Here is a 14650-nt window from a genome sequence, read left to right as displayed (position 1 = left end):
TTTTCCCGCACGGTCAACTCGGCTGGCCGGCGCGGCGCGGGATTCGGGGCGGCAGGAGCATGATCGATGCCGGCCGCGCCCCTAGCATAGCGCCCGCCGCGCTACAAACCGGACGCTGGCCCGGCGGCCCGCGCCTCCTCGCCGCGATTGAACATGCGCTGGAGTCGGAACGCGACCAGCTCGGCCTGTGGCTGCCCGTCGCGTTGGCGGCCGGAATCGGGCTGTGGCTCGTCCTGCCCCACCGAATCGCCTGGCTCGCGGCAATGACCGCGCTCGCTGGTATGGCGCTGGCGGGGGTGGCGATCGGCACCGCCCGGCGGATCGGCCGGGCGGTGATCGTCATCGCATTGGCGGCGCTGGTCGGGATGATCATCATCTGGTCGCGCGCCGACTGGGTCGCATCGCCGCGTATCGACAGACCGATGGTCGCGATGGTGACGGGGCGGATCGAGACGGTCGAGCGCCTGCCCGCGCGCGAAATGGTCCGGCTGACGATCGCGACCGATCGCGACCCCGCCGGTCCCGTCCTGCTGCCGCCGCGCGTGCGGGTGAATGTCGACCAGGGCTATGTACCCTGGATGGTGCCCGGCGGCGCGCGGATCGCAGTGCGTGCACGATTGCTGCCGCCCGCCCCGGCGGCGGTACCCGGCGCCTATGATTTCGCGCGCGCCGCCTGGTTCCAGGGAATCGGCGCGACCGGCAAGGCGCTCGACCGCCCGGCAATCGATGCATCGGACGCGGGCGGCGGTTTCTGGACCTGGCTCGCCGATCGGCGCGCGCGGCTGTCCGCGCATATCGAGGCGAGCGTCACCGGCCAGAGCGCAGGTGGGATCGCCGCCGCGCTGGCGACCGGCGACCAGGGCGCGATCGCCGAGGAGGATGCCGATGCGATGCGCCAGTCGGGGCTCGCCCATCTTCTGTCGGTGTCGGGGCTGCACGTGTCGGCAGTGGTGGGCGGCGTCCTGCTGCTCACACTGCGCCTGCTAGCGCTCAGCCCGCGGCTGGCGCTCCATGCCCCTTTGCTATTGATCGCGGCAGGCGCGGGTGCGCTCGCGGGGATCGGCTACACATTGCTGTCGGGATCGCAGGTGCCGACGATCCGGTCCTGCGTCGCCGCCCTGCTCGTTCTCGCCGGGATCGCTATGGGGCGCGAGGCGATCACCTTGCGGCTGGTCGCGGCCGGCGCGTTGATCGTGCTGTTGCTCTGGCCCGAGGCGCTCGCCGGGCCGAGCTTCCAGCTTAGCTTCGCGGCGGTGACCGCGCTGGTCGCCTTCCTCGAACATCCGCGCATCACCGCGTTCGCCGCACGGCGCGACGAGGGGCTGCTCTCTGGATGGGGCCGGAGCCTTGCCCTATTGCTCTTGTCCGGCCTCGTCATCGAAGCTGCGCTCGCGCCGATCGCGCTGTTTCACTTCCATAAATCGGGTCTTTACGGCGCGGTGGCGAATATCGTCGCGATTCCGCTCACCACCTTCATCATCATGCCCTTGGAGGCGCTGGCGCTGCTGTTCGACCTCATCGGCCTCGGCACGCCCTTCTGGTGGCTCGCGTCGCAGGCGATCGCGCTGCTGCTGTGGATCGCACGCACGGTCGGCGGTGCGCCGGGTGCGGTGGCGATGCTGCCGACCATGAGCTGGGGCGCCTTCGCGCTCATGGTTGCGGGCGGCCTGTGGATCGCTTTATGGCGAACGCCGATCCGGCGCTGGGGCCTGCTGCCCTTCGCGGCTGGCGCGGTCTGGGCGCTGTTCTCCCCTGCGCCCGACTTGTTGGTGACCGGGGACGGCCGCCATGTCGCGGTCGTGCTGGGCGACGGCCGGGTCGCGCTGCTCCGTGACCGGGCGGGCGACTATGTCCGCGACATGTTGAGCGAAGCCGCCGGGGTCGATGGCGAACCGCTGCCGATCGACGCGCTGCAGGCGGCACGGTGCTCGGCCGATCTGTGCGAGGCGACGCTGCGACGTGGCGGCCGCGACTGGCATATCCTGGCGACGCGCAGCCCTTATCTGGTCGACATCCGGCGGATGAACCGCGTCTGCGCCCGCGCCGACATCGTGATCAGCGAACGCCGGATGCCGCGCAGTTGCATGCCGCGCTGGGCAAAGATCGACCGCCCGTTGCTGGCGCGAACGGGCGGCCTGTCGATCGATCTCGAGGGGGGGACGATAACGACGGTTGCGTCCGGGGTGGGACAGCATCCCTGGTCGGTGTTTCGAGAACGACCTCAGGACGCAACGACCCAGAAGTGGCAGCCCGGACGCGCCTCCCCACATCATCATTCCCGCGAAGACGGGAATCCACCGGCAAACGAACTCCGAGCCAATAGAGGTTCGACCTAGCCGCCAAGTGGATTCCCGCCTTCGCGGGAATGACGAGGAGAGAATTGAGGTCGGTCGCCCGGCCTCATATCAGCTCAATAGCGCCGCAGCAGACCGGCCAGTTTGCCCTGCACCCGCACCTGATCAGGCTTGTAGCGCTGCGGATCATAAGCGCGGTTGGCCGGGTCGAGCCGGACCATCGCGCCTTCCTTGCGGAAATATTTGAGGGTCGCTTCGCTGTCGGCGATCAGCGCGACGATGATGTCGCCGTCGCGCGCCGTCTCGGTGCGGCGGATCAGCGCATAGTCGCCGTCGAGGATGCCTGCCTCAACCATCGAATCCCCCGACACTTCCAGCGCATAATGCTCGCCCGCGCCGAGCAGCGCGGCGGGCACCGACAAGGTGCTCTGCCCTTCGAGTGCCTCGATCGGCAGGCCGGCGGCGATGCGGCCGTGCAGCGGAATCTCCAGCACATTCTCGTTCGCGGCCTGCGGGACGACCGCGGGCGCCTTCGACTTGGCGGCAGGCGCGGCGGGTGCCTTGATCGCGGTCTCGGGCATGCGCAGCACCTCCAGCGCGCGGGCACGGTTGGGCAGGCGGCGGATGAAATTGCGTTCCTCGAGCGCGCTGATCAGGCGGTGGACGCCCGATTTCGACTTGAGGTCGAGCGCTTCCTTCATCTCCTCGAACGAGGGCGACACGCCGGTCTCGGCAAGACGGTCGTGGATGAAGATCAGCAGTTCATGTTGCTTGCGGGTCAGCATGGCGAATGCCCTCGTCGGGAACGGACGAGGAACATTTAGGCAACAACGCTGAATCTGTCAAGCGAGCGAAATGATCTCGACTTCGGCCCCCGCGGCGAGCGCCTCTGACAGCGCCGGACGGACGATCAGCAACTCGGCTTCCACCAGCGCGGCGAGGCCCGCGCTGTCCTGCCCTGCCACAGGAACCGCCCACCCGTCGGCCCACCGGCCGCGCAGATATTCGGCGCGCTTGGCGGTCGCCGGGACGGGCGCGCCGAGCCGGGCCGAGGCCATCGCCGGACCGGGCCGGGCCGCGCCGAGCAGATGCGCAATCAGCGGCTTGAGGAACAAGGTCGCGGTCACGAAGGCCGACACCGGATTGCCGGGCAGGCCCAGCACGATCGCATCGCCCAGCGTGCCGATCATCACCGGCTTGCCGGGCTTCATAGCCACCCGCCAGAAATCGATCTTCGCCCCCGCCTTTTCGAGCGCGGGGAGGACCAGGTCATGGTCGCCAACCGACGCCCCGCCGGTGGTGACGATGATATCGGCCTGCCCCGAGAGCAGGGTGAAGGCGGCGCTGATCGCGTCGAGATCGTCCGCGACGATCCCCTGATCGGTCGCTTCGCACGCCAGCCCGGAGAGCAGCGCCGCGAGCATCGGGCCGTTCGAGGCGGGGAGCAGCGCACCTTGCGCCGGTTCGCCCGCGGGCACCAGCTCATTGCCGGTCGACAGGATCGAGACGCGGGGCAGCCGCCGCACCGCCAATATGCCATGGCCGCCGCTCACCGCCAGCGCCACCGCCGCCGCGCCGATCGGCGCGCCCGCCGGCACCAGCAGCCCTCCTTCGACGAAATCGCCGCCCGCGCGGCGGATATGCGCGCCGGGCGCGGGCGGGCCTTCGCCGCTCATCACCAACCGATCGCCTTCGCGACTCGCTTCCTCCTGGATCAGGATGACGTCGGCGCCCTCGGGGACAGGTGCGCCGGTGAAGATCCGCACCGCCTCGCCCGGGGCCAGCGCGTGATCGAGCCCGCCGCCTGCCGCGCTTTCGCCGACCACCGTCCAGGGGCCCGGCCGCTCGGAATAGCGGATCGCATAACCGTCCATCGCCGACAGATCGAGCGCGGGCTGGGTGCGCCGCGCGACGATGTCCTCCGCCGCGTAGCGCCCGGCGGCGCGCGCGACGGGCACCGCCTCGATCGGCAAGGGTTCCTTCAGCGCAAACATCCGCGCCTGCGCCTCGGCCACCGCCAGCAACGCCATCAGGCGGTCCAGTCGCCCGACTTGCCGCCGGTCTTCGACAGCAGCCGCACCCCTTCGATCCGCATGCCGCGATCGAGCGCCTTGGCCATGTCGTAGACGGTGAGCAGCGCCACCGAGACGGCGGTCATCGCCTCCATCTCGATGCCGGTGGTGTAGGTGGTGACGACCCGCGCGGTGGCGCGGATGCCGCCCTCCTCGATGTCGAGATCGAGCGTCACGCTGGAGATCGGCAGCGGATGGCACAGCGGGATGAGATCGGCGGTCTTCTTCGCCGCCATGATCCCGGCGACCCGCGCGACGGCAAGGACATCACCCTTCTTGACCGCACCCGCCCGGATCGCGTCGAGCGCCGCAGCGGCGATCAGGATGCGGCCTTCGGCCACCGCCTCGCGCTTCGTCTCGGCCTTGGCCGAAACGTCGACCATGCGCGCCGCGCCGTCTTCGTCGATATGGGTGAGTTTGCCGGTCATGCGCCCGTCAGCAGCTTGCGCGTGGCGGCGGCCACGTCGGCCTGACGCATCAGGCTCTCGCCCACCAGGAAGCAGCGCACCCCATGTCCGGCCATCGCGTCGAGATCGGTCTTCGAGCCGAGCCCGCTTTCGGCGACGAAGGTGCAGCCCTCGGGCGCACGGCCGACCAGTTCATAGGTCCGCGCGAAATCGACCGAGAAGTCGCGCAGGTCGCGGTTATTCACCCCGATCAGCCGCGAGCGGAGCTTCAGCGCACGTTCGAACTCGGCCTCGTCATGGACCTCGACCAGCGCGTCCATGCCATGCTCGATCGCCGCCGCCTCGATCTCGGTCATCTCGCCATCGTCCAAGGCGGCAACGATGATCAGGATCGCGTCGGCGCCCAGCGCGCGTGCCTCGGTCACCTGCCAGGGATCGACGATGAAATCCTTGCGCAGGCAGGGCAGCGAACAGGCGGCACGGGCTGCGACCAGATAATCGTCATGCCCCTGGAAATAGGGAATGTCGGTGAGCACCGAGAGGCAGGCAGCACCCGCTTCCTCATAGGCCTGAGCATGGGCCGGCGGATCGAAATCGGGACGGATCAGCCCCTTGGACGGCGACGCCTTCTTGATCTCGGCGATCAGGGCATAACCCTGCGCGGCCTTACGATCGAGCGCGGCGCGGAAGCCGCGCGGCGCGCTTGCGGCCTTGGCACGCGCGGTCAGGTCGGCAAAGGAGGTCGCCGCCTTCATGCGCGCGACATGATCGCGCTTGGTGTCGCAAATCTCGATCAGCTTGTTGCTCATGGCCGCGGGCCATAGCGCGGGAAAGGGCCTGAAGAAAGGCCGCGCCGACCGGCCGTTGGCGGCCCGGCATTCAGCAACGTAACGAAGCAGTTTGCATATCGGGCCGATTTGGGACGATTATGGCGGCAGCCGGGGCGCTCGGCGGAGGGCCGCGTCGCCGACATCTCGGTCCTCAAGCGCGCGGCCGCCGCGATACCGGCCGAGCGGCTCGCGGCGCTGGCCAACTAGGATTGCCGGTACGAAGCGAAGGTGGCTAGGAGGAGGCATGACCAGCTCTACCTCATCGTCATCGCTCCAACTGCGCCTGAGCAAGGAGGAGGTCGCGGCCTTCCTCGACACAACCTTCCCCGCCCTCACCCGTCGCCAGCTCGGCGAGGTGGAGAGCCTATCGCTCAATCATCTGCGGATGCGGCTCGATCCCGATCCGGCGATGATCCGGCCCGGCAACCTCGTGTCGGGGCCGGCGCTGATGGCGCTGGTCGATGTCGCCGCCTATGCGGTGATCGCAGCGCACAATGGGCCCGAGGCGATGGCGGTGACCAATGCGCTGTCGATCTCCTTTTTGCGCGGCTGCCAGTTCGAAGCGGTGATGGCCGACGCGACGATCCTGAAGCTCGGCCGCCGCCTCGCCACGGTCGACGTGCGGATCTGGCAGCGCAGCGAGGACCGGATCATCGCCCAGTCGACCGTCGGATATGCGCTGCCCTGACATAGGGAAACGGCCCGGGCGCAAGGGTTGCCCGGGCCGTCCCGTCATATGACCGGGCAGGACGAGCCCACCCGGCCCACGCATCAGAACTGATAGTTCAGGCTGAACACCGCCGAGCGGGTCGCGGCGGGCTGGGCCCAGCTTCCGCCGACCGAGTTACGCACCGTCGTGACATATTTCTCGTTGGTGAAGTTCTGGACGTTGACCTGCGCCTTGAGCTGCGGCGTGATCGGATAGGCCGCCATGAAGCGGTGGATCGTGTAGCTCGGCACGCGATAGCCCACATAGCTGTTGGCGACGAGCTGCGCGAGCGTCGGCTGGTTGAGCAGGAAACTGCCCTGATGGGTCAGGCCGTAACCGAGCTCGAGCCCAAAACCGAAACGATAGGTGGTGAACAGGCTTCCCGAATGCTTCGGCGTGTTCGTCAGCGAAGAACCGCGGGTTGGATCGGGGAAGGCGGGGCTGTTGACCGTGGCACAGGCCGCCGCCGCATTGGTCACGCCCGGATTGGCCAGACAGAGATCGGAGACGCCCTGCAGGATCTTTGACTTCAGATACATATAGTTGGCCGAAATCGTCCAACTGCTGGTGACGTTGCCCGATGCGCCGAGCGACAGGCCCTCCACCCGCTGCTTGCCGTCGAGTGTCTGGTCGGTCTGGGTAGGATCGTTCGACGCGACCTTGATCGAATTACGCTCGTTGCGGAAGATCGCGGCGGTGAGCAGCAGCTTCGCATCGAGCAGTTCAGCCTTGGCGCCGAGCTCCCAATTCTCGGTCGTCTCGGGCTTCAGGCGGCAGTTGCTGGCCGCGCAGGCCCCATCGACCGATGCCTTCGACGGCAGCTTCGAGTTGCCATAGGCGATATAAACGCTGGTCTGCGGGCTCGGCTTCACCACCACGCCGACGCGGTAGGAGAAGAGATAGTCGCTGGTCCTGAACGGCCCCGTCGTGATGATCGCGCCCAGCGTGGGGCCGACCACCGTGCTGTAGGTCAGACCATGGTTCGAACCCTTGAAATGCTCGTAGCGGACGCCGCCGTTGATCTCGAGCCAGTCGGTGAATTTGGCGGTGTCGAACAGATAGGCGGCCAGGGTCCGCTGTTCGCCGAAATTGCGGCTGGACGGGATGAAGTTGATCGGCCCGCTATAGTTGTTGTTGCCATAGGTTTGCCCCGCCCCCGTCGGCCCCTGCACGATCGCCCCGGGGTTTGAGATGCTCACATAAGGGAAGGTCGGGGTCGATCCGTTCGGGTTGCGCGGCAAGGTGCCCTGATATTGCGAATAGTCCTCCCACAGCGCCGACGCGCCGAGCACCAGGCTATGGCTGATACCGCCGGTGTCGAAGCTCGCGGTCAGATCGCTCTGGCTATAGAAGGTGTCGTTGTCGATGAACCGCTGCACGCCGCGGCCGCCGGTGGGCAGATAATAGCCGGCAGGGACCGTGAAAGCCGGCGCCGCGCCGTTCGCGGGGATCGTGCAGCTCGCGGCGACGCCGTCGATGTTGAGCGGCTGCAGGCCGGTCGACGCAAGGCAGAAGGTCCCGTTGGGCTGGCTGGTTATCGTGTTCTGCCTGATCTGTTCCCAACGGGTCAGGTTGCGGACACTGAGCGTGTCGCTGAAGCGGTGGCTGAAGATGCCCTGCAACGATTTCGTCTTGCTGTTCTGCTGGTCGAGATTGGCGAAGCCATAATAGCCGCCGCGGTCGAACTCATCGAGGAAGCCGCCATTATTGGCATAATAGCGCAGACCATATTGCGGCATCGCCTTGTCATCGAGATATTCACCCTGCAGCGTCAGGCTGGTGGGACCGTCGATGCCGATGGTGATCGCGGGCGCGATGCCCCAACGCTTGTAATCCTCCACGTCGCGGCCGGGCACGTCATTCTCGTGATAGACCGCGTTTAGGCGCACCGCGATCAGGTCGCTGACCCGCTGATTGGTGTCGATCGTCGCGCGGTAATAATTATCGGTGCCGAGCCCGGCATTGAGGATCGTCTGGTCGTCGGCCAGCGGGCGCTTGGTCACGAGGTTGATCGTGCCCGCGACCGATCCGCCGCCGTTCATCACCGAATTGGCGCCGTTGGTCACTTCGACCTGCTCGATGTTGTAGACTTCGTTGCGGTTCAGGAACGCTCCCGAGCGGACTCCGTCGACGGTGACGTCGTTCTTCGCATCCTGGCCGCGCAGGATGATGCGATCTCCATAGCCGAAGCCGCCTTCGCCCGCACCGAAGGTGATGCCCGGCACCGTGCTGAGCACTTCGCGCAGGGTGAGCAAGTTCTGCTGCTGGATCGTCGCCTTGTTGATGACGGTGATGGTCTGCGGCGTATCGAGCAGAGGACGGGTATATTTCGGCGACGCGGCCCGTTCCACCTTGGGGGTGCCCTCATCGATCACGGTCGAGCTGACGGTCATTCCGCCAAGCTGCCTTTCGTTATCGGCTCCCGCCCCCTGCTGCGCCGCCGCCGGCGCGCTGGCGATGAAGCCGACACAGGCCAGTGCCAGAAATCCACCCGTCGAACCCACCTCATTGCTGGTCATGATAACCCCTTTCCCTATCGGTGGGAGCGGCGTTATCGCTATTGAGTTTGATTCGCAATAGCTATCGAGGTTCGAACTTGTCGCTGCGGATTCAGCCTTTTTCTTGCGCGGGGGGGTCACCCGGTGCGGGCGAGCGTTGCGCCAGCGAGTATCTCTCCGATCTTTTCGCCGAGATCGTCGAGCGAAAAGGGCTTGGTGATCATCGACATATTTTCGCCCAGGAAGTCGGCGCGGATCGCCGCTTTCTCGGCATAGCCGGTCACGAACAGGATCGGCAGGCTGGGCCGGTGGCTGCGCGCGGCGTCGGCCAGCTGCCGTCCGTTCATGCCCGGCAGGCCGACGTCCGAGATCATCAGGTCGATCGTACGGCCCGACGCCAGGATCGGCAGCGCCTCGGCAGCATCGCTCGCTTCGATCGCGGCATAGCCGACCTCCTCGAGCACATCTCGGATCAGCAACCGGACCGAGGGGTCGTCCTCCACCACCAGCACGCATTGCCCATTGCCCTGGGGCAACGCCCGTATCGCATGATGCTCCTCCAAGCCGGGCCGTTCGGCGGCAGGCAGGTAGATGCTGACGGCGGTGCCCCGCCCGACCGCGCTGTCGATCGCGACATGACCGCCATTCTGCTGCGCGAAACCATAGACCATCGATAGGCCGAGGCCGGTGCCCTGGCCGATCGGCTTGGTCGTGAAAAAGGGCTCGAATACCTTGCCGAGCAGATCGGCGGGCATGCCGGCGCCGGTGTCGGCGACGGTCACGACCACATAATCGCCCGGCTTTGCGTCTGCCGACGCGGCTGCCTCGGCCGCATCGATCCGCACTGCCCGGGTGCTGACCGACAGCGTGCCGCCCTCGGGCATTGCGTCGCGTGCGTTGATCGTCAGGTTGAGTAGCGCGCTTTCGAGCTGGTTGGCGTCGGTGACGCCCGCCGGAATCCCCGGATCGAGCCGCATATCGAGCGAAATTTGCTCGCCGATCGTCCTCGTCAACAGGTCGCCGAGCGAATCCACCAGCGCGTTGATGTCGATCGGCTTGGAATCAAGCGACTGGCGGCGCGAGAAGGCGAGCAGGCGCTGGGTGAGTCCCGCCGCGCGCAGCGCCGACGTCGTCGCGGCGTCCATGAAACGATCGAGCTGGTCGTAACGGCCCGCGGCGATCCGCCGGCGCATGATGTCCATCGATCCGATGATGCCGGTCAGCATATTGTTGAAATCGTGCGCAATGCCCCCGGTCAGCTGGCCGACTGCCTCCATCTTCTGGCTCTGGTGGAGATGCTCGTTCGCGCGGCGCAGCGCCTCGGTCCGCTCCTCGATCATCGCCTCGAGGCTTTCGCGGCTCCGCGCGAGCACGTTGCGCGCTTCGACGATCTCCTGAATGTCGGTGCAGGTACCGAACCAGCGCGTGATCCGGCCACCATCGTCGCGCACCGGCTGTGCGCGGCCGAGCACCCAGCGATAGTCGCCCGAGCGATGCCGCAGTCGATATTCGATATGGTAGGGCTCGCCGGTCTCCAGCGAATGCCGCCAGCGCGACCAGGCACGCTCCTGATCATCGGGATGGAACATGCCGCTCCACGCCGCCCCGTCGGTCGAACCCTCGGGAACGCCGGTAAATTCGTACCAGCGCTGATTGTAGTAATCATGATAGCCGTCTGGCAGGGTCGACCAGACCATATGATCGATCGAATTGGCGATCGCCTGGAACTTGGCCTCGCTCTCTCGCAGCTTGTCCTCGTTACGCGCAAGCTCCGCATTCTGCGCGCCGATTTCCGCCAGCCGGTCGCGCATCTCGAACTGCTTCTGGCGCGACCGCATCGCCGATGAGACGGCGCTGATGAGCGACACCGAGCTGAGCGGCCGCTCGAGCACCGTGAAATTGTCGACGGCCGAAGCAATGCGCAGCACCGCCGCCTGGCCCGGCGGGAGCGGTCCCATACGTCGCGCCGCCAGCACGACGAAGGGCACGTCGGACCAGGCGGGCTGTGCGTCGAGCGCAGCGCGAAGACGTTCGCGATCCCGCGCCAGCGCTTCTTCGGTAAGCACCACTGCGCCCACCTGGTCGTCGAGCAATCCCGCGACGGCCGCCAGATCGCGACAGCTCGTCGAATCATAACCCTCACGAGTCAGCAAACCGGCTATGCTTTCGGCATCCCTGCCGAACGGAGCCAGGACAAGGACCTTGTGACCGAGTTCCGCCCGCCTATGGGGCACCACGATCTTCCATCAGAGGCTCTGCTATGCCCATATATTCGGGCGTTCCGGTGAGCACGCCGCGGAACTTGGTCAACGGCTCACCAATCCTGATGCCTTCCGCGTCGATCCGCAGTTCGCGAACCGAGTCTTCATGCGCGCCACCACGGTTCTTCAATACGGATATGGCCTTGCGAATGCGGCCTTCGGCTTCGAAAAAACGGATCAGGACAACCGCGTCGGCAATATAGGAGATGTTGAGGCTGCTCGACATCGATCCGACCAGGCCATGTTGCGGATTGATCAGGAACGTCACCACGCCGTGATGATTCAGATAGGACAGAAGCTCGTGCATCTGCAGGATCAGTTGCTGCTCCTGCGGCATGGCCGCCAGATAGCCATTGAGGCTGTCGATCACGATGATCCGGGAGCCGCGCTCCTCGACCTCGCGCCGTACCATCGCCGCGAATTCTCCAGGGGAAAGCTCGGCCGGATTTACCTGGCGGATAACCAGGCAACCGCTGTCGATATGCTGTTGGAGACTGCTTTCCAACGCTCCGGCGCGCGACAGCAGCGTACCCACGCGCTCGTCGAACTGATACATCGTCGTCCGTTCGCCCCGGCCACAGGCGGCGACAAGGAATTGCATCGCGATCGAAGTCTTGCCGGTACCCGCCGGGCCGGTGAGCAGCGTGCAGGTACCGCGCATCGGCCCACCGCCGAGCAGATCGTCGAGCTCGGCAACCCCGCTCGACGTCAGCCCGTTCGTATAATCCGCGCCATGATCGGCCGCGATCAGACGCGGGAAAATTTCGAGGCCGCCCTTGCGGATGATCAGGTCGTGATAGCCGGCGGTAAAGTCGACCCCACGCATCTTCTGCACCTGCATCCGACGCCGCGCCGCGCCGAATTCCAGCGTCAGCCGCTCGAGCGTAATGACGCCGTGGCACAAGCTATGAAGATGGGTGTCGCGCTCCCCGCCCGAGGAGGTCAGGTCGTCGACAAGCATGACCGTCGTGTCGCGGCCCGCGAAATATTGCTTCAGCGCCAGAACCTGACGACGGTAGCGTAGCGGATCCTGTGCGAGCAGCCGCATCTCCGATAGGCTGTCGAATACGACCCTCCGCGGATTGATGCGTTCGACCTGCTCTTCGATCAACCGGACGGTTTCGCCCAGTTCGACTTCCCAACTGTACAGCACCGACTGATCGCGGTCGCCGCCCAGCACCGCTTCGGCCGACGCGAACTCGAACAGGTCGATGCCGTCGAGGCTCCAGCCATGCGATGATGCGACGGCGCGCAACTCCTCGCTGGTTTCCGACAGCGTGATGTACAGACACCGGTCGCCCCGACGCAGCCCTTCGAGCAGGAACTGCAACGCAAAGGTAGTCTTGCCTGACCCCGGCGATCCTTCAAGCAGATACAGGCGGTTGCGCGGCAATCCCCCCTTCAAAATGGCGTCGAGCCCAGGATTGCCCGACGATATGCGGTTACTCATCTAGCTTATCGTCTCCGTGACCCGGCGTAGCCGGAGTCAACCGCGCTACGCCGTTTGGGTTCCATCGGTACTGCCCCGGTCATGGAATTATTACACCGGGACAACAACCCGCGGATTGGCACGTTCATGCCGCGTCAACTATCGACTAGTCATCACATCGGCTTTCTATTCGGGATTTCTGGCATGCCACGCCTTCCTCGCCTTTTTGCCGCCATCGCGGCCGTGACCACCTTGTCCGCCTGCGCAACCGTCTCGCCGGAGGCGCGGGTACGCAGCAAGCTGATCGAGGCAGGCTTGCGCCCGCCGGTCGCGGCCTGCATGGCCGAACGCATGGTCGACCGGCTGTCGCTGGCGCAGCTCAAGCGGCTGCAATCGCTGGGCGCCCTCGCCAGCCGCGACCCGCGCGGGATGAGCATCGACGAGTTCGCCCACCGCCTGCGCGCGCTCAATGACCCGGAAATCGTGTCGGTCGTGCTGCGCGCGGGGATAGGCTGCTCGATCGCGGCCTGATTATCCCGCTCCAAACAAACTCTATCGCACCGCAACAGTCGAATCGCCCCGCTTGGGGTTTTCATCGCCGGACTTTCATGCTTAAGCCCCACCGATTTTGATCGGACTCAGGGATTAGGCTCGACCATGAACATCCATGAATATCAGGCCAAGGAATTGCTGGCGAAGTTCGGCGCGGCGATTCCCGCCGGCTATGCGGCGCTGACGGTGGAAGAAGCGGTTGCAGCCGCTAAGAAGCTGCCTGGGCCGATCTATGTGGTGAAGGCGCAGATCCATGCCGGCGGCCGCGGCAAGGGCAAGTTCAAGGAACTGCCCGCCGACGCCAAGGGCGGCGTCCGCCTGTCCAAGTCGGTCGACGAAGTCGCCGCCAACGCCGCCGACATGCTCGGCAACACGCTGGTCACGATCCAGACCGGCGAGGCCGGCAAGCAGGTCAACCGCCTCTATGTGACCGACGGCGCCGATATCAAATCCGAATATTATTTCTCGATGGTCGTCGATCGCGCCAGCGGCCGAATCGCGATGATCGTGTCGACCGAAGGCGGCATGGACATCGAGGAAGTCGCGCATTCGACCCCCGAGAAGATCCGCACCATCATCATCGATCCGGCCGAAGGCTTCATGCCGCATCATGGCCGCGCCGTCGCCTTCGCGCTCAAGCTGAAGGGCGATCTCAACAAGCAGGCGGTCAAGATCGCCGAGCAGATGTATAACGCCTTCATCGCCACCGACATGTCGATGCTCGAGGTCAACCCGCTGGTCGAGACGACTGACGGCAAGCTGCTCGTGCTCGACGCCAAGGTGAGCTTCGATCCGAACGCGCTGTTCCGCCACCCCGACATCCTCGCCCTGCGCGACGAGACCGAGGAAGACCCGGCCGAGATCGAGGCGTCGAAATACGACCTCGCCTACATCAAGCTCGATGGCGACATCGGCTGCATGGTCAACGGCGCGGGCCTCGCCATGGCGACGATGGACATCATCAAGCTCAACGGCATGTTCCCCGCAAACTTCCTCGACGTCGGCGGCGGCGCCACGACCGAGAAGGTCACCGCGGCGTTCAAGATCATCCTGAGCGATCCGGCGGTGAAGGGCATCCTCGTCAACATCTTCGGCGGGATCATGCGCTGCGACATAATCGCGCAGGGCATCATCGCCGCGGCCAAGGAAGTGAACCTGTCGGTGCCGCTGGTCGTCCGCCTCGAGGGCACCAACGTCCAGCAGGGCAAGGATCTGCTCGCTGGTTCGGGCTTGCCGATCGTCGCCGCCGACGATCTGGGCGACGCCGCGCGCAAGATCGTGGCGCAGGTCAAGCAGGCCGCCTGATCCGCCCGGCGGATCGGCGAAGGAATAGACCGGGATTGCAAAGCTGCGTTTCGCAGTTTCGCAATTTCGCAATTGCCTTGGCCGGTCCGACCGGCAAAGGCAGTAAAACATTGGGCCCGTCCGGATCGGGCGGGCCTTGTTTTTTGATGGATACAGCCTCCCCAGGGCAAGTGCCAAGGCCAAGGAGTTGAAGCTATGAAAGTCCTGGTGCCCGTGAAGCGGGTGATCGATTACAATGTGAAGCCGCGGGTGAAGATGGACGGGAGCGGGGTTGACCTTGCGAACGTCAAGAT

General features: G+C 65.8%; 11 protein-coding genes and 1 pseudogene. 5 read left to right on the top strand and 7 right to left on the bottom strand.

Features of this window, described 5'->3' with window-relative positions; all coding sequences use genetic code 11:
- The first annotated feature begins 59 nt into the window (after nucleotides 1-59).
- Nucleotides 60-2336, top strand: a complete 2277-nt coding sequence (locus ASE00_RS19540) for a ComEC/Rec2 family competence protein (RefSeq protein ID WP_082594859.1) — start codon at nucleotides 60-62, stop codon at nucleotides 2334-2336.
- A gap of 74 nt (nucleotides 2337-2410) precedes the next feature.
- Here the strand turns inward: ASE00_RS19540 and lexA are convergent, their stop codons facing one another.
- Genes lexA through trpC form a run of 4 tightly spaced genes read right to left on the bottom strand, consistent with a single transcriptional unit; the run spans nucleotide 2411 to nucleotide 5582 of the window.
- Entirely contained in the window at nucleotides 2411-3079 is a 669-nt protein-coding gene (lexA, locus tag ASE00_RS19535; protein WP_056383410.1) for a transcriptional repressor LexA, read from the bottom strand.
- A 57-nt stretch (nucleotides 3080-3136) separates the two neighbouring features.
- Entirely contained in the window at nucleotides 3137-4324 is a 1188-nt protein-coding gene (gene glp, locus ASE00_RS19530; RefSeq protein WP_056383409.1) for a gephyrin-like molybdotransferase Glp, read from the bottom strand.
- A complete protein-coding gene (gene moaC, locus ASE00_RS19525) occupies nucleotides 4324-4794 on the bottom strand; it encodes a cyclic pyranopterin monophosphate synthase MoaC (RefSeq protein ID WP_056383408.1) in 471 nt (156 codons plus the stop codon). The genes glp and moaC overlap by 1 nt, the downstream gene beginning before the upstream one ends.
- The gene (gene trpC / locus ASE00_RS19520) at nucleotides 4791-5582 is read right to left on the bottom strand and encodes an indole-3-glycerol phosphate synthase TrpC (RefSeq protein ID WP_056383407.1); all 792 of its coding nucleotides are present in this window, start codon (nucleotides 5580-5582) and stop codon (nucleotides 4791-4793) included. The genes moaC and trpC overlap by 4 nt, the downstream gene beginning before the upstream one ends.
- A gap of 265 nt (nucleotides 5583-5847) precedes the next feature.
- On the opposite strand from trpC, the gene ASE00_RS19515 reads away from it, so the two are divergent.
- Nucleotides 5848-6291, top strand: a complete 444-nt coding sequence (locus tag ASE00_RS19515; RefSeq protein ID WP_056383406.1) for a PaaI family thioesterase — start codon at nucleotides 5848-5850, stop codon at nucleotides 6289-6291.
- Between the two features lie 83 nt (nucleotides 6292-6374).
- On the opposite strand, the gene ASE00_RS19510 is transcribed toward ASE00_RS19515, so the two are convergent.
- From ASE00_RS19510 to ASE00_RS19500, 3 genes are all read right to left on the bottom strand, one after another.
- A complete protein-coding gene (locus ASE00_RS19510) occupies nucleotides 6375-8831 on the bottom strand; it encodes a TonB-dependent receptor (RefSeq protein WP_056383405.1) in 2457 nt (818 codons plus the stop codon).
- A 116-nt stretch (nucleotides 8832-8947) separates the two neighbouring features.
- Nucleotides 8948-10963 carry a PAS domain-containing hybrid sensor histidine kinase/response regulator gene (locus ASE00_RS19505; protein ID WP_235538758.1) on the bottom strand — a complete coding sequence of 672 codons (2016 nt, stop codon included), beginning with the start codon at nucleotides 10961-10963 and terminating at the stop codon, nucleotides 8948-8950.
- A 70-nt stretch (nucleotides 10964-11033) separates the two neighbouring features.
- Entirely contained in the window at nucleotides 11034-12521 is a 1488-nt protein-coding gene (locus tag ASE00_RS19500) for an ATPase domain-containing protein (protein WP_056383403.1), read from the bottom strand.
- A 183-nt stretch (nucleotides 12522-12704) separates the two neighbouring features.
- Here ASE00_RS19500 and ASE00_RS19495 point away from each other — a divergent pair, with 183 nt between their 5' ends.
- The 3 genes and pseudogenes from ASE00_RS19495 to ASE00_RS23635 all read left to right on the top strand — a co-directional run.
- Complete coding sequence (locus ASE00_RS19495) at nucleotides 12705-13031, top strand: hypothetical protein (protein ID WP_056383402.1); 327 nt, start codon at nucleotides 12705-12707, stop codon at nucleotides 13029-13031.
- A gap of 126 nt (nucleotides 13032-13157) precedes the next feature.
- A complete protein-coding gene (gene sucC, locus ASE00_RS19490) occupies nucleotides 13158-14357 on the top strand; it encodes an ADP-forming succinate--CoA ligase subunit beta (protein ID WP_056383401.1) in 1200 nt (399 codons plus the stop codon).
- Nucleotides 14358-14552: 195 nt separating this feature from the next.
- Nucleotides 14553-14650, top strand: a pseudogene (locus ASE00_RS23635) (electron transfer flavoprotein subunit beta/FixA family protein); the annotation flags it as partial.

The sequence above is a fragment of the Sphingomonas sp. Root710 genome (genome assembly GCF_001429065.1).
Taxonomy (GTDB): domain Bacteria; phylum Pseudomonadota; class Alphaproteobacteria; order Sphingomonadales; family Sphingomonadaceae; genus Rhizorhabdus.
Note: the sequence above shows the minus strand (reverse complement) of the source record. Positions and strands in the feature narration are given on the sequence as shown.